This is a genomic window from Heliomarina baculiformis, assembly GCF_019966545.1.
Lineage (GTDB): Bacteria > Pseudomonadota > Alphaproteobacteria > Rhodobacterales > Rhodobacteraceae > Heliomarina > Heliomarina baculiformis.
The window spans coordinates 379,756-402,725 of the sequence record NZ_JAIMIC010000005.1; the positions used below are offsets into that span (position 1 = coordinate 379,756).

Annotated in this window: 22 protein-coding genes and 1 riboswitch; of the genes, 10 read left to right on the forward strand and 12 right to left on the reverse strand. The window is 61.7% G+C overall.

Features of this window, described 5'->3' with window-relative positions:
• The first annotated feature begins 386 nt into the window (after nucleotides 1-386).
• Nucleotides 387-481: riboswitch (TPP riboswitch) on the forward strand.
• 57 nt (nucleotides 482-538) lie between these two features.
• The 4 genes from thiM to MF268_RS13920 are packed head-to-tail and all read left to right on the forward strand — an operon-like array spanning nucleotide 539 to nucleotide 3,161.
• The gene (thiM, locus tag MF268_RS13905) at nucleotides 539-1,327 is read left to right on the forward strand and encodes a hydroxyethylthiazole kinase (RefSeq protein ID WP_238371460.1); all 789 of its coding nucleotides are present in this window, start codon (nucleotides 539-541) and stop codon (nucleotides 1,325-1,327) included.
• Nucleotides 1,324-1,938 carry a thiamine phosphate synthase gene (gene thiE / locus MF268_RS13910; protein ID WP_238371461.1) on the forward strand — a complete coding sequence of 205 codons (615 nt, stop codon included), beginning with the start codon at nucleotides 1,324-1,326 and terminating at the stop codon, nucleotides 1,936-1,938. Before thiM ends, thiE begins: the two co-directional genes overlap by 4 nt.
• Nucleotides 1,935-2,741: a bifunctional hydroxymethylpyrimidine kinase/phosphomethylpyrimidine kinase gene (gene thiD / locus MF268_RS13915; RefSeq protein ID WP_273545020.1), complete on the forward strand. Its 807-nt coding sequence runs from the start codon at nucleotides 1,935-1,937 to the stop codon at nucleotides 2,739-2,741. The genes thiE and thiD overlap by 4 nt, the downstream gene beginning before the upstream one ends.
• A gap of 3 nt (nucleotides 2,742-2,744) precedes the next feature.
• A complete protein-coding gene (locus MF268_RS13920) occupies nucleotides 2,745-3,161 on the forward strand; it encodes a hypothetical protein (protein WP_238371463.1) in 417 nt (138 codons plus the stop codon).
• A gap of 33 nt (nucleotides 3,162-3,194) precedes the next feature.
• On the opposite strand, the gene MF268_RS13925 is transcribed toward MF268_RS13920, so the two are convergent.
• The 7 genes from MF268_RS13925 to MF268_RS13955 form a co-directional block, all read right to left on the reverse strand.
• The gene (locus MF268_RS13925; protein ID WP_238371464.1) at nucleotides 3,195-4,823 is read right to left on the reverse strand and encodes an ABC transporter ATP-binding protein; all 1,629 of its coding nucleotides are present in this window, start codon (nucleotides 4,821-4,823) and stop codon (nucleotides 3,195-3,197) included.
• On the reverse strand, nucleotides 4,820-5,650 hold the full coding sequence (locus tag MF268_RS13930) for an ABC transporter permease (RefSeq protein WP_238371465.1): 831 nt from the start codon (nucleotides 5,648-5,650) through the stop codon (nucleotides 4,820-4,822). The genes MF268_RS13925 and MF268_RS13930 overlap by 4 nt, the downstream gene beginning before the upstream one ends.
• Nucleotide 5,651: 1 nt before the next feature.
• Nucleotides 5,652-6,638, reverse strand: coding sequence for an ABC transporter permease (locus MF268_RS13935; RefSeq protein WP_238371466.1), 987 nt, complete (start codon nucleotides 6,636-6,638; stop codon nucleotides 5,652-5,654).
• Nucleotides 6,639-6,707: 69 nt separating this feature from the next.
• A complete protein-coding gene (locus MF268_RS13940) occupies nucleotides 6,708-8,300 on the reverse strand; it encodes an ABC transporter substrate-binding protein (protein ID WP_238371467.1) in 1,593 nt (530 codons plus the stop codon).
• A gap of 363 nt (nucleotides 8,301-8,663) precedes the next feature.
• Nucleotides 8,664-8,951, reverse strand: coding sequence for a hypothetical protein (locus MF268_RS13945; protein WP_238371468.1), 288 nt, complete (start codon nucleotides 8,949-8,951; stop codon nucleotides 8,664-8,666).
• Between the two features lie 469 nt (nucleotides 8,952-9,420).
• The gene (locus MF268_RS13950) at nucleotides 9,421-9,858 is read right to left on the reverse strand and encodes a carboxymuconolactone decarboxylase family protein (RefSeq protein ID WP_238371469.1); all 438 of its coding nucleotides are present in this window, start codon (nucleotides 9,856-9,858) and stop codon (nucleotides 9,421-9,423) included.
• A 232-nt stretch (nucleotides 9,859-10,090) separates the two neighbouring features.
• Entirely contained in the window at nucleotides 10,091-10,729 is a 639-nt protein-coding gene (locus tag MF268_RS13955) for a TetR/AcrR family transcriptional regulator (RefSeq protein WP_238371470.1), read from the reverse strand.
• Between the two features lie 215 nt (nucleotides 10,730-10,944).
• On the opposite strand from MF268_RS13955, the gene MF268_RS13960 reads away from it, so the two are divergent.
• The 6 genes from MF268_RS13960 (at nucleotide 10,945) to MF268_RS13985 (ending at nucleotide 18,134) form a co-directional block, all read left to right on the forward strand.
• Nucleotides 10,945-11,130, forward strand: coding sequence for a hypothetical protein (locus tag MF268_RS13960; RefSeq protein ID WP_238371471.1), 186 nt, complete (start codon nucleotides 10,945-10,947; stop codon nucleotides 11,128-11,130).
• 52 nt (nucleotides 11,131-11,182) lie between these two features.
• Nucleotides 11,183-11,368, forward strand: a complete 186-nt coding sequence (locus MF268_RS13965; protein ID WP_238371472.1) for a hypothetical protein — start codon at nucleotides 11,183-11,185, stop codon at nucleotides 11,366-11,368.
• 10 nt (nucleotides 11,369-11,378) lie between these two features.
• Nucleotides 11,379-12,335 (forward strand): homocysteine S-methyltransferase family protein, encoded by a 957-nt coding sequence (locus MF268_RS13970; protein ID WP_238371473.1) that lies wholly within the window; start codon nucleotides 11,379-11,381, stop codon nucleotides 12,333-12,335.
• A complete protein-coding gene (locus MF268_RS13975; protein WP_238371474.1) occupies nucleotides 12,332-13,522 on the forward strand; it encodes an aminotransferase class V-fold PLP-dependent enzyme in 1,191 nt (396 codons plus the stop codon). The genes MF268_RS13970 and MF268_RS13975 overlap by 4 nt, the downstream gene beginning before the upstream one ends.
• A gap of 330 nt (nucleotides 13,523-13,852) precedes the next feature.
• On the forward strand, nucleotides 13,853-14,977 hold the full coding sequence (locus tag MF268_RS13980; RefSeq protein ID WP_238371475.1) for an efflux RND transporter periplasmic adaptor subunit: 1,125 nt from the start codon (nucleotides 13,853-13,855) through the stop codon (nucleotides 14,975-14,977).
• 25 nt (nucleotides 14,978-15,002) lie between these two features.
• Entirely contained in the window at nucleotides 15,003-18,134 is a 3,132-nt protein-coding gene (locus tag MF268_RS13985; protein WP_238371476.1) for an efflux RND transporter permease subunit, read from the forward strand.
• Between the two features lie 40 nt (nucleotides 18,135-18,174).
• Here MF268_RS13985 and MF268_RS13990 read toward each other — a convergent pair whose 3' ends face one another.
• From MF268_RS13990 to MF268_RS14010, 5 genes are read right to left on the reverse strand one after another with little or no spacing between them, the layout of a single operon-like run.
• A complete protein-coding gene (locus tag MF268_RS13990; protein ID WP_238371477.1) occupies nucleotides 18,175-19,599 on the reverse strand; it encodes an aldehyde dehydrogenase family protein in 1,425 nt (474 codons plus the stop codon).
• On the reverse strand, nucleotides 19,596-20,324 hold the full coding sequence (locus MF268_RS13995) for an MBL fold metallo-hydrolase (RefSeq protein ID WP_238371478.1): 729 nt from the start codon (nucleotides 20,322-20,324) through the stop codon (nucleotides 19,596-19,598). Before MF268_RS13995 ends, MF268_RS13990 begins: the two co-directional genes overlap by 4 nt.
• Nucleotides 20,321-21,346 (reverse strand): ABC transporter ATP-binding protein, encoded by a 1,026-nt coding sequence (locus MF268_RS14000; RefSeq protein WP_238371479.1) that lies wholly within the window; start codon nucleotides 21,344-21,346, stop codon nucleotides 20,321-20,323. Before MF268_RS14000 ends, MF268_RS13995 begins: the two co-directional genes overlap by 4 nt.
• Nucleotides 21,343-22,113, reverse strand: a complete 771-nt coding sequence (locus MF268_RS14005) for an ABC transporter permease (protein ID WP_238371480.1) — start codon at nucleotides 22,111-22,113, stop codon at nucleotides 21,343-21,345. Before MF268_RS14005 ends, MF268_RS14000 begins: the two co-directional genes overlap by 4 nt.
• Entirely contained in the window at nucleotides 22,113-22,967 is an 855-nt protein-coding gene (locus MF268_RS14010) for an ABC transporter permease (protein ID WP_238371481.1), read from the reverse strand. The genes MF268_RS14005 and MF268_RS14010 overlap by 1 nt, the downstream gene beginning before the upstream one ends.
• Nucleotides 22,968-22,970 lie beyond the last annotated feature (3 nt).

Genomic DNA, 22,970 nt, shown 5'->3' on the forward strand with positions numbered 1-22,970 from the left:
ACGGGCTTGCGATGATGCGTGTTAATGCTGCAACTGCATCGATTTTGGGAAGGGAATATGGCTTTTTCGGGGTTTGCCCCGGGTTTTGTCTTGCATTTTACAAGGCTGGCTAAATCCGATCAAAAACTGTTCAGTTTCAACATTATAGTTAACAACCTCAGGTGGCCGCACCCGTGCACAAAGCGTATGACATCTGTACACCCCCTGTGCACCCCCGCGCCCGAATTCACTAGTCGAAACGGCACGACAAGCGTCCGTCACAGGAGATGTCTGACCGGCTACGGGAAAGACAACGCCTGCCAAGTTCGGATCTCGTAAAGGCGGCGCGCGGTGAAACAGGTGCCGTGATCGCCGGTTGACAAAAAGGGGTCTCTGCCCGATGCATGGGGCTGCGACAGGGGCGTCCGCATCTGCGGGCTGAGAAGCACCCTTTGAACCTGAACCGGATCATGCCGGCGGAGGAAGTTGCAAAACCTCAGCCCGCCGGTTTCTCGGATCGATGTTGCGGTTTTGATCTCCTCCCCGGCGAGGAGAGACGATGCACGACACCGGAGCTTACCTTGCCCAGATGCGCGAGACCGCGCCGCTGGTCCATAACATCACCAATTTCGTTGCCATGAATGTCATGGCGAATGTGCTGCTTGCCGTCGGGGCGTCGCCCGCGATGGTGCATGCCCGCGTAGAGGTGGCCGAATTCGCCGGGCTGGCGCAGGCGCTGACCGTAAATATCGGCACCGCCGACCCGGAATGGGGCGCGGCGATGGAGGAGGCCGGCACCGTGATGGCCGACAATGGCCGCCCCTGGGTGATGGACCCGGTGGGCGTAGCGGCGACCACGTTTCGCCAGGATCTGTCGAACCGGCTGATCGGTCTGAAACCGACCGTGATCCGCGGCAATGCCTCTGAAATCCTGACGCTGGCGGGCCTTGAGAGTACCGCGCGCGGCGTCGATGCGGGGGATACGGTGTCGGATGCCGAAGAGGCCGCGCGGCAGCTTGCGGGGCGCACGGGCGGCGTGGTCGCCGTTTCTGGCCCCGTCGACTACGTGACGGACGGGATGCGCGGCTATCGCATTGACAACGGTCATGAAATGATGGGCCGTATTACCGTCATGGGCTGTTCGCTGAACGGGGTTATCGCGGCCTTTTGCGTCGATCAGCCCGCGCTCGAGGCGACGGCGGCGGCGCTGGCCTGTTATGGTCTCGCCGGAGAGATTGCAGGACAGAGCGCAAAGGGACCGGGCAGTTTTCAGGTCGCCTTTCTTGACGCGCTTTACGGGCTGAGCCCGGAAGAGGCCACCAAGGGCGCAAGGATCACCGGCGCATGATCGGGCCGGTTTACGTAGTGACTGATACGGGAGCGCCGATTTCGGTTCCCGATCAGACTCGGGCCGCTATGCGGGGTGGCGCATGGGCCGTGCAGCTGCGCGACAAGACCGCAAGCGATGCGGCCTTTGCCGAACTGGCCCGGGAACTGGCGGAAATTCTCTCTGGCAGCGGCACGAAGCTGATCTTGAATGATCGGGTCGAGCTTGCCTGCGCGCTTGGCGTCGACGGGCTGCATATCGGGCAGAGCGATGGCGATCCGGCGCGGATACGAGACCGGATCGGGCCTGAGATGATCTTGGGTCTTTCCATCGAGAACGCGGATCAGTGCGCGGCGCTGGACGGGTTGGCGCTCGATTACATCGGCGCAGGGCCGGTTCGGACGACCCCCAGCAAACCCGACCATGCGCCGCCCATCGGGTTTAACGGGCTGGCGGACATCGTGGGCCTTGCCTCCTGCCCGGTTGTCGCCATCGGCGGTCTTGGCACAGGCGATGCGGCAGCACTGAAACAGGCCGGTGCCGTGGGCATGGCGGTGGTGAGCGCGGTCACGCGGGCCGCCGACCCCGAGGCCGCAACACGGGAGCTGATGCAGGAATGGAGCGCACTATGATCCCCAATATTCTTTCCATCGCCGGGTCCGATCCCTCCGGCGGAGCCGGTATTCAGGCCGACATCAAGGCGATCTCGGCGCGCGGTGGCTATGCGATGGCGGCGCTGACCGGGCTGACCGCGCAGAATACCCAAGGGGTCAGCGCCGTCGAACTGGTGCCGCCCGCCATGGTTGCCGCGCAGATCAAGGCGATCCGGGATGACATCCGGGTGGATGCGGTCAAGATCGGCATGCTCGGCTCGGCCGCGATTATCGAGGCGGTTCTTGTGGCGTTGGAGGGGCTTAAAGCCCCTGTGGTGCTTGACCCTGTGATGGTGGCCAAGGGCGGCGACCGCTTGCTGCAGGCCGACGCGGTCGCAGCGCTGCGTGACCGGCTCTTGCCACGCGCCACTGTCATTACCCCGAACCTGCCCGAAGCCGCCGACCTACTGGGCTGTGACGAGGCGGTGAACCTTGAGGACATGCGGCGGCAGGCGGTGGACCTGCTGGCGCTTGGTCCACGGGCGGTGATGCTCAAGGGCGGGCATCTGGATCAGCCGGAGTCACCCGATCTGCTGCTGTCGGCGGATATCCATCTTGATCTGGGCGGACCGCGACATGTGACGCGCAATACGCATGGTACCGGATGCACCCTGTCATCGGCGCTGGCCTGCGAGCTGGGCCATGGACGCCTGCTTGGTGAGGCCGCGCGCAATGCCAAGACCTATACCGCCCGGGCCATCGCCCATTCCGGCCTGCTGGAAGTCGGTAAAGGCCATGGACCGGTGAACCATTTCCACGCTTTCCCCTTCAATCACGAATGAACCATGCAAGAACAGATCGCTGACCGGACTGTTCTGATTGTGCAGGGGGATCGGCAATTGCTTTATGCCGCGGACCTGCTGAAAGATGCCGAGCTGCGCAAGGGTGCCGGACGGATCGAGAGCGCGAATGGCGGGGTGGAATTCCTGACGCAGGACGCGCTGATCCTTGTCGGTGACATTTTCGACGCGGTCGCGCGCGCGCTCTTGCGCGACGGGGCGACGGAACTATGCGACGGCAAATCGGTGCTCTACCGTCACCGGCTATCCGGCGATGTGCTGGAGATCACCGTAAGCGCCGGCACGGCAGTGATCGATCCGGATGGACCGGATGAGATCTCCCTGCCGGTAGAGGCTCTGGCCGAGGCGATGGATGCCGCCTGGGCCGAGGTCGAGCAATTGCTTGCGCTTGAGAGCGGCTGACGGGGCTGGCCGGGCGTGCCCGGCCCCTGCCCCTTAACTTGCGACGGCGGTTTCCGAGGCGAACCATCCCTTGCCCGGCACGGCCGAGAGCAGATCGCGGGTATATTCGTGCTGCGGATTGGCGAAGATACCTTCGGTCGCGCCGATCTCGACCACTTCACCGCGCCGCATTACTGCGATCCGGTCACAGACCTGTGCCGCCACCCGCAGGTCATGGGTGATGAATATCATCGACAGGTTCATCCGGTCACGGATACTGTCGAGCAGTTCGAGGATCTGCGCCTGGATCGACACGTCGAGCGCCGAGACGGGTTCATCCGCCACCAGTATCTGCGGTTCGAGCGCAAGGGCGCGGGCGATGCCGATCCGCTGACGTTGCCCGCCGGAGAATTCATGCGGGAAACGGTCATAGGCGCGGTCGTCCAGACCGACGATTTCGAGCAGTTCGAGCGCCTTCTCCCGCGCTTCTTCGGTTGAGGCACCATAGAGCAGCGGCCCCTGCGCAATGATCTTGCCGACCTTGGTGCGCGGGTTGAGCGAGGCGAAGGGGTCCTGAAACACCATCTGGATCTTGGAGCGATGTGCCCGCATGGCCGAACGGCCCAGCGGGCGCAGATCGGTACCGCCCAGCAGGATCTCTCCGGCCTCAGCGTCGTTCAGGCGCACGATACAGCGGGCCACGGTGGATTTGCCCGAGCCAGATTCACCGACGATGCCAAGGGTCTCGCCCCGGGCGAGGTCAAAGGTCACTTCCTTGGCTGCGTGGACCACGCGGGCCTTGCCGCCGAACAGACCGCCACCGCTGCTGTAGGTCTTGACCAGCTTGTTGACGCTCAGCACGGATTCCTCTGAACGCGCACGGGCCGCACGGGGCGTAAGGCTTGGCACCGCCGCCATGAGACCTTGGGTATAGGGGTGCTGCGGGTTGCGCAGCACCTCGTCGGTGGTGCCGGTTTCGACCACCAGGCCGTTCTGCATCACGGCAACGCGGTCGGCGATATCGGCAACCACACCAAAGTCATGGGTGATGAACAGAACGCCGGTGCCATGTTCGGCCTGCATCTCCTTGATCAGCTTGAGCACCTGCGCCTGCGTGGTCACGTCGAGCGCGGTGGTCGGTTCGTCCGCAATCAGGATTTTCGGATCGAGCGCCAGCGCCATCGCGATCATCGCCCGCTGCCGCTGACCGCCGGAAAGCTGGTGCGGATAGGCATCGAGGGTCTGTTCCGGATCGGGCAGATGCACGTCTTCGAGCAGCTTGAGCGCGCGGGCACGGCGTTCCTTGCCGGGCATGTTTTCGTGGAAACGAAACACCTCATCAATCTGGTTGCCGATGGTCATCACCGGGTTCAGCGCGGTCATCGGTTCCTGAAAGATCATAGAGATGTCGGAGCCACGGATCTGGCGCAGACGCGCTTCGCTCGCCTTGGCCAGATCCTCGCCCTGGAACATCACCTCGCCCTGCGAGATATGCACATGCGGCTTCGGCAAGAGCCCCATGACCGCGCGGGCCGTGAGCGATTTGCCGGAACCGGATTCCCCCACCACGCAGAGGATTTCGTTTTCTTCGAGATGCAGGTCGGCGGCCTTGACCGCATGGGCCCGCTGACCGCCCGCAGGCAGGGCCACGTGAAGGTCACGGATATCGAGAAGCCGTGTCATGTGCGCTCCCTCAGTCTTGGGTTCAGGGCGTCGTTCAGACCTTCGCCCACGAGGTTGATCGCCAGCACGGTCAGCAGGATCGCGATGCCCGGGAAGGTGCAGACCCACCATGCCGAGCGCAAGAGGGTGCGGCCCGCGCCGACCTGAAAGCCCCAGCTCATGATATTGGGATCGCCGAGGCCAAGGAAGGCCAGCCCGCTTTCGATCAGGATCGCGGTCGCCACCATGAGAGAACCGATGACGATGATCGGTGACAGGCAGTTCGGCAGCATCTCGGCCAGCATGATGCGGATGTCGTTCATGCCGATGGTATGGCAGGCCTGAACGAATTCACGCCCCCGCAGCGACAGGAATTCACCGCGCACCAGTCGCGCGACAGCGGGCCATGACACCACCGCGATGGCGATGACGATGCTTTCGATCGAGGGTTTCATGATCGCCACCAGCAGGATCGCGAAGATGAAGGACGGGATCGTCTGGAACATCTCGGTTGCGCGCATCAGCAGGTTGTCGATGAAGCCGCCATAATAGCCTGCAAGCGCGCCCATGATGACACCGACGAAAACCGCGACCAGCGTGGCGAGCAGCCCGATCAGCAGCGAGGTTTTCGCGCCATGCGCAATGCCGGCGGCCACGTCGCGGCCAAGACTGTCGCTGCCAAGCAGGAACCCGTTTTCGCCCGGCGGCGACATGGGCTGGCCTGCAAGGCTGAACGGGTCGGCGGGAAAGAACAGCGGCGCGGTCAGAGCCATGAGGATGATCAGGAAGATGATGACAAGCCCCATCACCGCCGAGCGGTTACGGGCGAAGAGTTTCCAGAATGTCATGTCAGGAGACCTCGATACGCGGGTCAAGCAGCGAATAGATGATATCGACCACCAGGTTTACGGCCACCACGAGGGAGGCGGAGAGCAGGAAGATGCCAAGCAACAGGTTGAGATCGCGCGAGAACAGCGCCTCGAAGGCCAGCATACCCAGGCCCGGCCAGGCAAAAACGGATTCCACGATGACCGATCCGCCGATCAGCGCGCCGACCTGAACGCCCGCCATGGTCACGACCGGCAAGAGCGCGTTGCGCAACACGTGGACAAAAACGATGCGGCGTTCGGTCAAGCCCTTGGCGCGGGCTGTTGTGACGTAATCCTCGCCCTGCTGTTCCAGCACCGAGGCCCGCATCAGGCGGGTGTAGAGCGCGAGGTAAAACAGCGAGAGCGTGATCGTCGGCAGAACGAGGTGATGGGCGATATCCACGACCCGGTCCCAACCGGAATAGAACATCGCGAAATTCTCCATCCCCGAGGTCGGGAACCAGCCGAGATTGAGCGAGAACACCACGATCAACATCAGACCGACCCAGAACAGCGGGGTCGCATAGGTGATCAGGGCAAAGACGGAAATCGCCGTGTCGCGCCAGGTGTTCAGACCGGTGGCAGCGATCAGGCCAAGGATGATACCAAAGCCGACGGCGATGACGATGGTCGAGCTCATCAGGATGAGTGTCGGGATGAAGCGGTCGAAAACCAGCTGGCTGACCGGCATTTCATGGCGGAAGGAATAGCCAAGATCCAGCATCACCACGTTCTTGAGGTAGACCCCAAGCTGGACGATCAGCGGCTGATCGAGTCCGAACTTGGCGCGCAGCTCGGCCATGTATTCGGGGGTGGCCGATCCGGCCTCGCCTGCAAGCACGTCGACGGCGTCGCCTTCGGCCAATTGCAGCAGGAAGAAGTTCAGCACGACGATGGCAAGGATGATCGGGATCGCCTGCAAGAGACGTTTGAGCACATACCGGATGCGCTTGGACGACTGGCTCATGTTTTAGGGTACCTTTATTGGGTGCATCAGCCCCTGAGGGGGCCGATGCCTGGTCTTATCCGGGTCGGATTATTTCTCGATCCAGACCTGGTCGAAGGAGCCGTACGCGCCAAGCGCCGAGGCGTCATGCCCATGCAGCTTGTCGTTGAAGACGTTCAGGAATTCCATTTCGAAGAGGTTCATGACCGGCATGTCCTCGGCAAGAATATCCTGTACCTGACCGTAGATCTCAGCCCGCTTGTCCGCATCCGCCTCTGTGGTGGCGGCGGCGAGCAGTTCGTCCAGTTCCGGGTTGGAATACTGGCTCGAGTTCACGAAATGCGTGCCCTGCCGGATCTGGCTGGTCGCATAGTGACGGTGAACGCCCAGCACCGGGTCAGGCAGCTGGTAGAAGTAGTTCATCGTCATGTCGAAATCGTAGTCCTGATAGACCCGCTTGAGCCATGTGGGCACGTCTTCGTAGCGCAGCTCGATTTCGATACCCAGCGGCATCAGCGCCTGTTTCATGTATTCGCCCGCCCGGCGCCAGTCTTCGCCATAGGGGATCAGGTCAAGCGTCGCCTTGATGCGGACACCGTCGTCACCGGGGGTCACACCTGCCTCATCGAGCAGCGCGATGGCCGCGTCGACATCGGGGCTTTCCGGATAGGCTTCGGGCTCGGCCTTGTAGAGACCGGTCGCGCTGAAGTTGGACGACAGCGCCGAGGTGGCCGCTTTGCCGTAACCGAACCAGATGTTGTCAATCAGGAAGTTCCGGTCGATGGCCAGCGAGATCGCCTTGCGCACTTCGGGTTTGTCGAAGGGTTCGCGGGTGCTGTTGAATTCGACCAGCGCCATCGGGTTGATCATGGCATAACCGTCGGTCGAGACCGAGAAGCCGTCCATCTCACGCAGGCGAACCGCGTCAATGTTCGGGATCGCGCCATAGGCACCGTACATCACTTCGCCGTTTTCCATCGCCGCGGTCCGGGTCGAGGCGTCGGGCACGAAACGCGCGACAACACGATCCAGGTAAGGCAGACCCTCTTTCCAGTAGTTTTCGTTCTTGGTCAGCAGGATGTACTGACCCTTTTTCCATTCCTCGAAAACGTAGGGACCGGTGCCGACCGGGTTGGTGGCAAGGTCGGAATTACGCGGGTCGGTGCCTTCAAGCAGGTGCTTGGGCACCATCGGGCTTTCATAACCGGAAAGCGCGCGCAGCATATAGGGCGCCGGGTTCTCGAGGTTGAAAATCGCGGTGGTGTCGTCGGGTGTATCGACCGAAGTCACCTCGGCAAAAGACGCCGGGCCGCGCGGGTGAACCTTTTTCAGGATTTCCATGATCGAGAAAGCCACGTCTTCCGAGGTAAACGGCTCGCCGTCATGCCAGGTCACGCCTTCGCGGATCTTGAAGGTCACGGTCTTGCCGTCTTCGCTGACCTCGTAGCTTTCGGCCAGCGCCGGAACGATGTTCAGATCGTTGTCATAGTCGAGCAGACCTTCGTAGATCTTGGGCGCGACAAGACCGATCGGGCCCGAAGTCGACAGGAATGACGCCAGCGACGGCGGCTCGGGCTGAACAAGGTAGACAAAGTTGCCCCCCTCTTCCTGCGCCGAGGCCGAACCGGCAAGAGCCAGCCCGAGCGCGCAGGTCATATTGACCAGCAAGGTCTTGATTTTCATAAATTATACTCCTCTGTCGTATATTGACGGTTCGGCACTTTTTTTATTTCTAAGCCGTTTTTGGTGCCGCCATTCATCGGGCTATCCGCCCGTTGGTCAAGATATATGCTGTTTTTTTAATCAAAACCACGGTAAGAATGAAGGATCGCCTAAGTATTAATCTAGTGACGTCAAGCCGCGTCATGCCGCTGGAACGGCGTGCCGCAGTTTCCGTGACGGATCACATGCTTAGGCGAATAAGGGAGCGCATGATCAGGAATGCGGCGCAGGGCGCGTTCGACCCCTTGTCGGCCCGCGTTTTGTCATGCGGTGGCACGCGCCGCTGTGGCACGAAATAGCCCGGTTCTGGGCGCACTCCGGCGGCTAGTTGGCGAATTCGCTGAACACCGTGACGCTACCGTCAGCCTCTTTGCGGCAGGAATAGCTGGTGCCCGCCGCGTCAAGGGTGAGCAAGGGACCGCCGCCGGTTTCGATTTCACTGCTGACGGTAATCTGGTCGGCCGGGATCGAGGTCAGCGTGGCGGCCTGATCAATGCAGGGCTGACGCATGGCTTCGAATTCGGTGGGCGTGGCAAAGGTTGTGGCCTCGTCGTAATCATTGCAGGCGACAAGACCAAGGCAGCAGCCGACTGCCAGAAATCTGCGGATCATTCTCTGTCTCCCATCCATTCGGGTCTCCCTCAGTGCATGGCGGACCCGGTACCCATCTCAATTCATTCAGACGTGCTAAACACAACCAGAGGTTATTCATAATTATCTCAAAAGCCAGAACGACCGCGGTTGCCCAAGCGGAGGTTTGCCGACGTTCGACCCGTTGTTGGAAAAGGATGTCGAAGTCAGAAGGGGTGCTATGCGTGTTTCTCTAGAGACTTAGGGCTGAAAATTAAGGGGATGTTTGCAAATCGTGGTGGTTCGCACAGCGGACTTTTCTGACGTACGCTGCGCGCCCGGTGCTAGCCGTGGTCGCAATGCAGATCGTCAGATTGCGCCGTGCAAGTCGCTTACGTTCGCTCGACGTGCGAGGGGGTCTCATTTCAGCAAGGACGGCGAAGCAACGGACTCACCATCTTTGGCGAGACAGAGGACCCGCGACTAAAGTCGCGGGCCCCTCGATCTCCTTTCAATCGCCGAATTCCTCACGGAAGTCGGCGAAGTCCACCTGCATACCGTTCATGATGGTACTCCAATGACGGGTCAGGGCGGCCTGCGCCACTGCTTCGCGGATCTCGCCATCAGTGGCACCGGCGGCCTTCGCGGCCTGGGTGTCGGCAAAGACACAGAACTGGCAGGGGATCTGCGCTGCGACGGCGATGTTGATCAGGGCCTTCTCTCGCGCCGACAGCTCGGTCGTCTGCGAAATCTCGAGGTCCCGTGTAAGCCTCCAGGCGGCAGCCACCCCGTGCTCGGGATAGACCTTGAAGAAGCTCGGGACGAACCCGAAAGCACGTTCGATCTCGGCAAAGGCTTCGGTGGCGGTCTCCTGTGCGCTGGCCGGGGCGGCGTGGGCAAGAAGGGTCACGGACAGGGCCGCGGTGACGATGATGGTTTTGAAGTTCACGTATATCTCCAGTTCGGGAAGAGGCCCGGATGCCGGGCGGTTTCGTACTCCGTCCGATTGGCCGGGGCATGACATACTTCTCGCCGAAGTCGCGGCGCAGACATATTTCACCCATGGTCCGAACTTCGATAAAAGCTATTTTCGCATTTATAAACATGCGCTTGCATGGCGAAGACAACGCACCGCCCAGCACCGGCCGTCGCCGCATCGCAGCCCTGTCTGCACCTGTGGTTCAGTTGGCTGGTGCCACCTGCGTTTGGACCGGTTCGAAAAGAAGCCGGACATAGGACCGAAGCAGCAGCAGCTGTTCCGCAAGGATCTGCGGCTGCCCGACGGCCTTTGACAGCACGATGCCGCCTTCGACCGTGTTGGAGATCATGTCGGCCAAGGACCGCAGGTCCACATCATCGCGCGGCGGATAGGTTGCCGCGATCTCTTCGAGCATCTTGAGAAACCGCGCGCGCCAGATAAGGACGGCATTCCTGTTCAGTTCCCGCACGTCGCGGTCAAACATGCGCTCAGAGTAGGTGAAGGTCGCGACCAGACACCCGGGATGCCCGTTCGGCAGATCCGCCATCATCTCGGACAGCAGCTTCAACCCGATCAGGAAGGAATGCAGCGGGTCACCGTGCAATTCGCGCGCACGGCCGAAGATATCGTCCAGCAGCGCCTCCTCGGTGTCGAGATAGCGTTGCAGCAACGCGCGCGCGAGTTCATTCTTGTCGCGGAAATGATAGAAAAACCCGTTCTTCGAAATGCCGGCCTCGGAGATGATTTCCTCGATCGAGGTGGCGCCGAAGCCCTTGGCGAGAACGCCCGCCTCGGCGATGTCGAGCAGCCGCTCACGCGTGCTGGGCTTGGTCTGCGCCATGTTCGTCCTCCACATCCTACTGCACCAGAAGTGCAGTTTTGCCGGTCCAAAAGAATTCGGGCCCAGACGACCGCGGTGCAGCGCATTGAATTAATTTGTAATTTTTCCATGGCCTGACTGGACCACCGGAATTCTATCCTTGCGGGCCGCTAAGGTCCATTCCTTGACCAGTCGCTTCGATCCCCGGGGCGACGCTTTGCACAAGGATCGATGCAATGCACCACACTTCCCCTCTTTTCCTGCCCGGCTCCTATCTGGCCCCACCTTCCGCGATGGTCGTTGGCGTCTTCGCAGCACTCCAGGCCTCGGGTCAATACGCCTCGGAAGGCCGCAACCTCCTGCGGGACGAGCGGTCCGCCGCCTTCTCTCCCGACGGCCGCGTCATTCACGGATCAAGATAGCCGTTCCGCAAGCGGCGCGTAGCGCCCTTCCGGACCTGAAAGGACAGACCCCATGAAAACCGCCATACATCTGATCCGCGACATACCCGTTCGACGTTTCATCGACAGGTTTCTGGCCGAGCGCCGGCATCGCCAGCAGCAACGCCTCGAAGAGAGCCTGCGACGCGACCTTCCTCCCCATATTCTGCGCGACATCGGCCTTTCCAATGAGGCGCCGGTCGCCGGAATCCGCCGATAGGAGCACTACCATGACATACCACGACATCCCGCCGAGAGTGCCGGGCCTGACCTGGCTGACCGAAGGCGGCATCGAGACCGAGATCATGTACAAATGGGGTTACGAACTGCCCCAGTTCGCCATGTTCCCTTTGCTTGAGGACCCGAAGGCGGCCGAGACGATACGTGGCATGTACCGTCGGTATCTCGACGTGGCCGCGCGCCACGACATGGCAGCGCTGATCGGTGGCTTTGATTACCGCGCCAGCGCCGATTGGGGCGCGCTGCTCGGCTACTCGACCGAAGGACTGGCCGACGCCAATATCGGGGCCATCGACTTCCTGCGGCAGATGGCCCGGGAATACGATGGCCAGATCGCGGATGCCCGGCTGGTCGGTTATCTCGGCCCCCGCGGCGACGCCTACAGCCTGAACCGGACGATGACAGAGGCGGCGGCCGAGGATTACCATGCGGTGCAACTCGAAACGCTGAAGCGGGCTGGCGCCGACCTTGCCTGGGCCGTGACTTTCAATAATCCGGCCGAGGCGCGCGGCGTGACCCGCGCGGCGCGCGCCCTCGACATGCCGCTGGCGCTGTCCTTTTCGCTGGGTTCGGATTCCCGGCTGGCCACCGGCGCGAGCCTGCCGGAGACCATCGAGGCTATCGAACGGGACAGCGACGGGTACCCGGCGTTCTACGCACTGAACTGTTCGCATCCGATGGAGTTCGAACCCGCCCTCACGCCCGGCGGCTGGCAGGACCGGCTGCGCTGCATCCGGCCCAATGCCGCCAAGATGGACAAGATCGCGCTCTGCAAGCTTGGCCATCTTGAGGAGGGCGACCCGGAGGAACTGGGTCGGCAGATGGCGGATGTAGCCCGGCGCTTTCCGAAGATGGACATATGGGGCGGGTGCTGCGGGACTTGCGACACCCATCTCGACCAGATCGCAGCGCGTCTGAAAGAGGTTCGAGTGGAGGAAGCGGCATGACCCCCGATTTGACCAACGAGATCGACGTCGGCGCCCTGCGCGCCGACACGCCCTCTTGCGCCGGCGTGATCCATCTCAACAACGCCGGGGCTTCGCCCAGCCCGGACCCCGTGCACCAGGCGGTGACCGCGCATCTCGACCTCGAGCGCCGCATCGGTGGCTACGCTGCCGCCGAAACCGCAGCCGAGGCGCTGGCGGCTTTTTACGACGAAACCGCAGGTCTTCTGAACGCCGCTCCGGACGAGATCGCCTTCGTCGAGAACGCGACTCGCGCATGGGACATGGCCTTCCATGCGCTGCCGTGGGCGGAGGGTGACCGGGTGCTCACCCATGGGGCCGCCGAATACGCCTCGAACATGCTGGCTTTCTTGCAGGTGGCGCAGCGGCTCGGGATCGTCGTGGATCAAGCCCCGTCGGACGAGACGGGACAGGTGGATGTTGCCGCGCTCGAGGCGATGATCGGCCCGCGCACCCGGCTGATCGCGCTGACCCATGTGCCCACCCATTGCGGCCTCGTGAATCCGGCCGAGGCCGTGGGCGCGGTGGCCCGCCGCCACGGCATTCCCTACCTGCTGGATGCCTGCCAGTCCGTTGGGCAGATCCCCATCGACGTACAGCGGATCGGGTGCGACATGCTCTCGGCGACCGGCCGGAAATTCCTGCGCGGTCCGCGCGGCACCGGGTTTCTCTATGTCCAACGCGACTTTGCTGAAACGCTCGATCCGCCGATGATCGATCTCGCCGCGGCGCGGTGGTCGGGCGCGGATCACTACGACCTCGCGCCTGGCGCCCGCCGCTTCGAAACCTTCGAACGCCATGTCGCGGGGCAGATCGGCCTTGGAAGAGCAATCCGCTACGCCCGGGATGTCGGCATTGACCGCATCGCGCGGCGCATCGGGGGTTTGGCCGACACCCTCCGCACCCGCCTGTCGGAAATGTCGGGCGTAAGGCTGCACGATCCGGGGGATCGAAGGTGCGGGATCGTGAGCTTCCACTGCACTTTCGAACCGGCGGATGCCACCGTGGCGCGCCTGGCCGAGCGACGGATCATGGCCTCCGTGTCGCGTGTGGAGATGGCCCGGACGGATTTCGAGGCGCATGGTCTGGAGGCCTTGGTTCGCCTGTCCGTGCATTCGTTCAACACGGAGAGGGAGATCAATCAGACCGTCGATGCCGTGAGACCCTGACAGGCGCAAAGCAATTGGACTACGAACCTGAAATGATGCTTTCGGATGGCCGTGATCGGCCATTCATTTCTAGGCCTGTCTCGCTGGGCGCGCGAACTTTACGTGGCACCGTGTCGTCAGACTGGTGTATAAGCAGACTTTTCCTGCGCTTTGGGCATAGGTCCGGTGTGCCTGCCATGGTTGACCAACACGGCCGGCCTCCTGCCCCCGAATTACAAGGCGGGTAAAAAAGGCTAACAAAATGGATTGGCTTATGCGCTGGATTTGATACCGTGGGCTAATCAACTTAAGGTAGAGTTATTTTGACAGCACTTTCTACGGGGTATCCCGATGAAGACCTGTTTTCAAAGACTGATTGTCCTCTTCTGCCTCACCGGATTCCCGGTCGCGACTACCGCACAGGAGGCCGAGGGCCCGGTGGTGCTGACCACAACCGTCAGCGTGCAGGATATCCGCCCTACCTTTCAGCACCCTGCCCGCATCGAAGCGATCCAGACCCATTCGGTCCGCCCCTTTATCCGGTCCCGCATCACGGCGATCCATTTCACCGCCGGTGAAGTCGTCGGAAAAGGCGATCTGCTGGCGGAACTGGATACAACAGATTTTGACATCGCGGTGGCCGAGGCAGAGGCCAATCTAAAGGAGACCAAGGCCAATGCGCTAAAGGTCTCGCTCGATCTGGACCGGGCGCAACGGCTGGTGGCCAGCAATACTGTGTCGAGGCGCGAGCTTGAGTATGTCGAGGCGCAGGCGGATGTGAGCGACGCCGAGCTCTCAATCGCCGAGTCCAAGCTGGAACGGGCAAAGAACGATTTAAAAGAAACCCGGATCAACGCGCCTTTTGCCGGGCGGATCTCGGCCCCGAACTATTCGGTCGGCGATATCATCGGCCCTTCCGACCCGACCCTGCCCGCGCCGCTGGCCGAAATCGTTTCGCTCGATCCGATCTACGCGGTGGGTGCGGTCGATCAGGCCAACTACTTTGAGTTCCTTGCCAGACGGCTGGAACTGACCGAACGCGGTGCAAGCATTCCACCACTCGAGTTGCATATCATCCTGCCCGGCGGCTCGGTCTATCTGCATACCGGCACGTTTGAAAACTGGGATAACACGGCCACCGCCAGCACCGGTACGATTTCGGCGCGCATCGTCTTTCCCAATCCCGACGGGACGTTGCTCCCCGGTGAGAACGTGACGATCCGGGGCGCCGTGATAGATCCGATCAGCGCGCCGCTGGTGCCGCAACGGGCCGTCAGTTTCGACCAGATCGGGCATTTCGTTTGGGTGGTCGGCGCGGATGGCGGTGTTGCCCGGCGCAACGTGACCCTAGGTATCCGGCATGAGGCGTCATGGACGGTGCAGAAGGGGCTGTCAGAGGGCGATGTGGTTGTCGTCGAGGGGCTGCAAAATATGCGCCCGGGTCTTGTCGTCACGCCGAAACCGTTCGAAGGCTGACCAGCGCGAAAAGGGAAGACACGAGATGGGACCATCCTTTTTCATCCGCCGCCCCAAGTTCGCCTTTGTCATTTCGATGCTGATCACCCTTTTTGGGTTGCTTGCCCTGCAGGTGATGCCGATTGACCAATACCCGGATATCACCGCGCCCAAGGTCGTGGTGCGGGCGAATTATCCCGGTGCCGATGCCCAGACGGTGATCGACACGGTCGGCGCGCCGATCGAGGATCAGGTCAACGGGGCCGAGGGCATGGTCTATATGTCTTCGAAATCCGCGAGCGATGGCAGCTATACGCTGACCGTCACGTTCGAGGTCGGCGTGGACGCGGATCTGGCGCAGGTCGATGTGCAGAACCGTGTTGCGCTCGCCGAACCGGGCCTGCCTGCCGAGGTGCGTCAACGCGGCGTAAAGGTGCGAAAAAGAAACCCCGACATCCTTATGGTGGTGAATATCGTGTCGCCGGATGACAGGTATGACGGTGTTTTCCTGTCCAACTATGCTTCGATCAACGTGGCTGGCGACCTTGGCCGCCTGCCCGGCGTCAGCGCCGCCGAGATCATCGGTGCGCTGGATTACGGGTTGCGAGCCTGGCTTGATCCGGTGGCGATGGCCAATCGCAACCTGACCGTCAATGACATCGTTGCCGCGATCAAGGAACAGAACGTGCAGGCGGCAGTGGGTCAGCTGGGCGCCGCCCCCGCGCCCGAGGAAACCCAGTTTCAATATGTGCTGACCGCGCGGGGACGGGTGCAGAATCCCGAAGAATTCGGCGATATCGTGCTGCGCGCGGATGAGTCAGGGTCTATCGTGCGGCTGCGCGACGTGGCGCGGATTGAGCTTGGGGCATTTGCCTACAAGGGCTATGGCGAGTTCAACAACGGCCCCGGTGTGCTGCTCGCGATCTACAAGTTGGGCGAGGCCAATTCGCTTGCCGTGGCCGAAGCGGTGAAATCGCGGATGGAGGAGTTGAAGGTCAATTTTCCCGAAGGCGTGGATTATGTCGTTGGACATGACACCACGCTGTTCATCTCGGCATCGCTCGAGGAAACGGTGATTACGATGATTTTCACCATCGGGCTGGTGATCCTCGTGACCTATATTTTTCTCGGCACGATCCGCGCGACGCTTATTCCGACGATTGCAGTGCCGGTGTCGATTATCGGCACGCTGGCGGTGCTCTACGCTTTCGGGATGACGATCAACACCGTGACGCTCTTTGCGCTCATCCTCGCGATTGCCATCGTGGTCGATGACGCGATTATCGTGGTGGAAAATGTCGAGCGTATCCTGCATGAAAACCCTGACCTGACACCGGCCGAAGCCACGAAAATGGCGATGGATGAAGTGGCCGGTCCGATTGTCGCGACCTCCATGGTACTGGTGGCGGTGTTCGGGCCCACGTTGCTCTTGCCGGGGATCACCGGGCGCATGTTCGCGCAATTCGGGGCCACGCTGACGGTGTCCGTGCTGATTTCGATGGTCAACGCACTGACGCTCAGCCCCGCGCTGGCCTCGGTGCTGATGAAACCGGGGATGAAGCCCAATATCGTCATCCGGCAGTTCAACCGCGGCTTTGACTGGATCACCCGGCAATACGTGGGGCTGGTCGATTTCCTCACCAGATACCTCGTGATCGCGCTGCTCTGCGTGGCCGGGCTGTTTGCGGCGCTCTATTACCTTTTCACCACCGCGCCATCGAGTTTCATCCCCACGGAGGACAAGGGATTTTTCATCGTGGATGTGCAATTGCCGGGAGGCGCGTCGCTCAATCGGACCGAAGTGGTAATGGACCGGCTGACCGACATCCTTGGCGAGGATGAGAACATCGAAAACGTGCTGTCAGTAAACGGCTATTCGATCCTGAACACCGCCCTGCAGTCGAACACCGGCATGATCATCGCAAAGCTGAAACCTTGGGAAGAACGCGAGGACCCAGAACAGAGCCAGTTGTTCCTGCAGCAGAAATACCAGCAGATGTTTGCGGCCATGCCCGAGGCGCAGGTGATCGTGTTCGGCGCGCCCGCCATTCCGGGGCTGGGCACCGTGCAGGGCTTTTCCTTTGTGCTGGAAGACACGCAGGGACGCGGACCCGAAGAGTTGAACGCGGCGCTTGGCGGTCTGCTCGCCCCGGCGAATGCGTCGGACGAGATCCTTCGAGCCTTTTCGACGTTCAAGGTGGATTCACCGCAGATGAACCTTCAGATGGACCGGGAAAGGGCCAAGACGCTGGGCGTCAATATTTCGGATATCTTCCTGACGCTGCAGACCCAGCTGGGCGCCCTTTACGTGAACGATTTCAATATGTTCGGGAAATCTTATCGTGTGATGCTTCAGGCGGACGCACCATTCCGGCAGAATGAGCGCGCGCTGGATCTCTTGTACCTGCGCAACCGCAATGGCGAACTTGTGCCGATCAGCACCATCGTGACGGCGGAACCGTCATTCGGGCCAGATGTTCTCTATCGTTATAACACCTACAACTCGGCCACGATCACCGGGGTCGCCAATACCGGCGGCGGGTTCAGCAGCGGCGCGGCGATGGACCGGATGGAGGAGATCGCCCAAGGCGCGATGCCGCCCGGGTTCCGGTACGAGTGGACGGATTCCTCCTTCGAAGAGCGCAAATCTGGCAATGCGATTCCCATCGCGCTGGGGCTGTCGCTGATCTTTACCTTCCTATTCCTCGCCGCGCTGTACGAAAGCTTTTTGACGCCGATCGCGGTGCTGCTGACCGTGCCGTTCGCCATCCTCGGGGCGCTGATCGCGCTGCGGGTCGCGGGGCAACCGGTGAGCCTGTACGGGCAGATCGGATTGCTGATGCTGATCGCGCTGGCCGCCAAGACCGCGATCCTGATCGTCGAATTCGCCAAGCAACAGCGGGAAAGCGCCGGGCTGAGCCTGCATGAGTCCGCCATGCAGGCTGCGCGGCTGCGGTTCCGTCCGGTGATGATGACGGTTCTGGCCTTTGCGGTCGGGGTCTATCCGCTGGTGATCGCAAGCGGTGCCGGGGCGGCAAGCCGGGTGTCGCTGGGGATCGCGGTCTTTGGCGGATCCATCGCGGCGGCGGTCGCGGGTACCATCTTTGGCCCGGTGTTTTATCGGCTTATGCAAGGGTTGCGCGAACGTATCCACGGCCGGGTAACGGCACCGCAGTAAGGCCGCGCCCCTTGTGGTCGGGGACGCAGCGGATTTCCTGTCAGATGCCGTGCAACATTTTGATTTCAAGGTAATCTTCCAGCCCAGGCAGGCCGCCTTCACGCCCGTTGCCCGAACTCTTGAAGCCGCCGAACGGGCTGCCGTAGTTCACGCCCGCCCCGTTCAGATGCACATTGCCGGCGCGAAGCTGGCGCATCACACGGCGCGCGCGCACCATGTCATTGGTCTGGAGATAGGCGGCCAGCCCGTAATCGGTGTCATTGGCCAATTGAATGGCCTCTTCCTCGGTATCGAAGGGCATCATCGAAATGACGGGCCCAAAGATCTCCTCGCGCCAGACGCGCATTTCCGGGGTGCAATCGGCAAAGATCGTCGGACGCGCCCAGTGCCCGGCATTCATGCCATCGGGCTTGCCCGCGCCGCCGGTGACCAGACGTGCGCCTTCGGCGATGCCCGCCTCGATCAGCGCCTGAACCCGGTCCCATTGCAGGGCCGAGACCAGCGGGCCGATATGGTCGCCCTCTTGCGTCGGGTCGCCAACCTCGGTTGCCGCTGCCGTTTTGCCCGCGATCTTGACCGCCTTGTCATAGACCGAGCGCTCGACCAGCATCCGGGTCGGGGCGTCGCAGCTTTGGCCGGTGTTGTTCATCACTTCAAGCACACCGCCCGCGACGCGATCTTCCAGGTCGCAATCGGCAAAGATGATGTTCGGGCTTTTGCCGCCCAGTTCCAGCGTCACCCGCTTGACTGTCGGCGCGGCATCCACCGTTACCGCCGTGCCTGCGCGGGTGGAGCCGGTAAAGGACATCATCGCGATATCGGGATGTTTCGACATGGCTGAGCCGACCTCCGGGCCGTCGCCGTTCACAAGGTTGAATACACCGGGGGGAAAACCGGCCTCATGCATCATTTCGGCCCAGAGCAGCGCGTTCAGCGGCGTGTTTTCCGAAGGCTTCAGCACGCAGGTGCAGCCCGTAAGCAGCGCCGGGATGACCTTAAGCGCGATCTGGTTCATCGGCCAGTTCCATGGCGTGATCAGCCCGACGACACCGATGGGTTCGCGGCTAAGCGTATCGCCGTTGGTCAGCTTTTCTTCCCAGATGACCTCGACAAGCGCATCAAGGAAACCGCGTGTGTGGCCAGAGCCGGTATCGGCCTGCTGTTCGCGGCTCATGGTGATGGGCGCGCCGAGTTCGGCGGTGATGGTCTGGGCCATCTCCTCGAAGCGACGGTCGTAGATCTCGAGGAATTTCTCGACCAGCGCGCGGCGTTCGGCAACCGGGGTCATCGACCAGCTTTCAAAGGCCCGGGATGCAGCGGCGACGGCATTGTCAACATCGGCGGCGCTGCCAAGGCTAATGGTCGCGATCTCTTCGCCCGTGGCGGGGTTTTCAACCGGATGCGGGCGTGGGGTGACCGGCGAAACCCATTCCCCGTCGATATAGAATTTCAGATGATCCATCATAGTCCCTTGCTTTCCAGCCAGTTGCGGATGATCTCGCGGTGGCGTTCGCCGCCATATGAGGCGAAATGACCGCCATGCACAACACGAACCGGCAGGTCCAGCAGCCGTTTCATCGAGGCGACATAATCCTCGGCATTCGCGTGGTAGGTGTCCTCGATCAGCGGGCCGTCATAGACGATATCGCCGGAAAACAGGATGCCCGAGGCTTCCTCCCACAGCGCAATGCCGCCGGGGCTGTGGCCGGGCGTGTGGATCACCTCAAAGCTGCGATCGCCAAGATCGACCCGGTCGCGATCCTGCAGGATACGCGTCGCCGGTGCGGATTTCACCGCGTAACGGGCGCTTTCATAAGGTTCCGGCGGGAGGGTCGTGAAAATCTCATCCGTCACATAAGGATCGGCGAGCGTGGCGGCACGCGTCGGGTCGGCAAGGATGGCGGCCTCGGCCTCGTGACAGCTGCGACAGTCGAATTCATGGTGACAGCCGATGTGGTCGAAATGGGTGTGGCTCGCGACCGCTTCGAGCGGGCGTTCGGTGACCAGCGGCACCCATGTGCGCAGGCTGACCACACCCATGCCACTGTCGACCAGCATATCGCCATCACGGCCCCGGACGTGCCATATGTTGCAGCGGTAGAATTCCTCGATATGCGGCTCGTCAATCAGGGTGATGCCATCGCCCTTGGTCTGCAGACGGTACCAGTCTTGCGGTTGTGCGCGGTTCATGCGGCCTCCTCGGCGATCAGAACGGGGGAATTGCCAAAAAGATGCACCTGATCCCCGGTTTGTAGCCGGGTGCCCTGCGGCAGATTGGCGGTCAGGATCATCTCGGGGGCGGTGACGGGACGGAAGTGGCAGCGCAGATGCGAACCGAAAAACGCCATGTCCTGTAGCACCGCCTGCCCAAGGTCGAGCGGACCGGAGAGGCCGACGTTTTCCGGGCGGAGACAAAGCGTACCGTTTGTCGGTTCAAGCTTCAGCGCCCCAAGCGGGCTGTCGACCCCCTGCCCGGCCTTGCGCACCTGAAGCGTGTTGATTTCACCCATGAAATTCGCGGTGAACAAGGTTTGCGGCGTCAGGTAGACCTCCTCCGGCGTACCGCAATGTTCGATCCGGCCCTGGTTCATCACGACGATCCGGTCGGCGATGGCCATCGCCTCTTCCTGATCGTGTGTGACATGGACAAAGGTGGTGCCGACCTTGCGCTGGATCGCCTTGAGCTCATCCTGCATCTGGCGGCGCAGTTTGAGGTCGAGCGCGCCGAGCGGCTCGTCGAGCAGCAGAAGATCGGGCGAAACCGCCAGCGCGCGGGCCAGGGCGACCCGCTGGCGTTGGCCGCCAGAGAGTTCATGCGGGCGGCGTTTGGCCTGATCGGCCAGCCCAACCATATCGAGCATTTCCCGCGCCTTCGCATTGCGCTCGCGGCGGGACATACCGCGCATCCGCAATCCGAAGGCGACATTGTCGAGCAGCGACATATGCGGAAACAGCGCATAGTCCTGAAACATCGTGGTCGTCGGGCGGGCGCGCGGCACGACTCCGGCCATATCCTTGCCGCCGATTTTGACGGCGCCGGCGGTGGGGCTGAGAAACCCGCCGAGGATCGACAAAAGCGTGGTCTTGCCGCAGCCCGAAGGCCCAAGCAACACAACGAATTCGCCGACCTCGATCTTCAGGTCGATTTCATGCAGCGCTGTGAAATCGCCGAATTCCTGGCGCACGCCGGTGATGGATACGTCAGCCGTCATTTTCCGACCTTTCTGAACAGGGTGAGTTCGAGCAGCACGACCACGGCCACCGAGACAAGGAAGACCAGCGAGCCGACCGCATTTGTCGCGGGCGAAAGCCCCGAGCGCAGCATCGACCAGATTTCGACCGGCAGGGTCACGTCAAACCGGGTCAGCAGGAAGGCAATGATGAATTCATCCCAGCTGAAGGTGAAGGCTAGGAAGAAGGCCGCCCCCAGCGCCGGGGCCAGCATCGGGGCCGAGACCAGCGCCAGCACCTGCCACTCCTTTGCGCCAAGGTCGCGCGCGGCCCGCAGGGCGTTGCGCTGATGCTCGCCCATCGCCGCATAAAGGATCGCGAAGCAGAGCGGCAGGTTGATGACCACATGGCCGATGCCTGTTGCCAGCAGCGAAGGCCGGATGCCGATGTTGTTGAAATAGTTCAACAGCCCCAGCGCGATGATCAGGTAGCTGACAGTCATTGGCGCGATCAGCAGCGCCCGCATCAGCGTCGATCCCGGCAGGACCACCCGGGCCAGTCCAGAGGCCGCGAGAAACCCGAGCAACAGCGCCACCAGCGAGGAAATCGCCGCAACCAGAAGCGAGTTGAACAGCGCCGCCATCAGATCGCGGTCGCTGGTGATTTCAGCGTACCATTTCAACGTCGGCCCATTGAAGGGCGGCACGGGCAAACGACCGTCCTGAAAGGAGAAAACCACCAGAACGCCGACGGGCAGCAGGATGAAGATGAAACAGGCGACAAGGTAGATCCACGACAGATAGCGCATCAGACACGATCCATTCTGAGCCAGCGTGCGCAGCCCGCATAGGCCAGCGTCACGATGGCCATAAGGACTACCGACAGCGCCGAGGCCATCGGGAAATCGCCGCGACGCCCTAGTTGCAGCATGATGAGCTGCGGCATGGTTAGTTCGTTATTGCCGCCAAGAATCTGCGGGGTGATGTAATCGCCGATGCAGAGGACAAAGGTCAGGAAGGCACCGGTGATGACGCCCGGCAGGGTCAGCGGTATCACGACCAGACGGATCGTCTGCCATGCAGAGGCACCAAGGTCCTGCGCCGCGCGCATGTAGTTTGGCGAGAGCTGGACGAGGTTCGCGTAGATCGTCAGGGTCAGCAGCATCACGAAGAAATGCACGAAACCAATGACTGTGGCGGACCGGGTCGCCATGATCTGGATCGGTTCGGCAAGCAGCCCGATGCCGGTCAGGAAATCCATCACCACGCCCTTTTGCCCCAGCACCAGCGCCCATGCGTAGGAGCGCACGACGTATGAGGTCCAGAACGGCAGCACCGCGAGCATCAGCGCGAGCCGTTGCCAGCGTTTCGGCACGCGCATGGCGATGATCCACGCCAGCGGCCATGCGAGCAGAACGGAAATCACCGTGACGGTCAGCGTGATCTCAAGCGAAACGACAATGCCGCGAAACAGCGAGTCATCGGTGAAGATCTTAATATAGTTACCGAAATCGGGACCGGGCACGATATCGCGCCCTTCCATATGGGAAAAGCTGAGCCAGACCATCGCCGCGAAAGGGATGAGAAAGAACGCCAGCGTCCAAAGCAATGCGGGAGCCACAAGCGTGACCCCCACCTTCTTTTCATGTGCTTCGATGCGCATGGA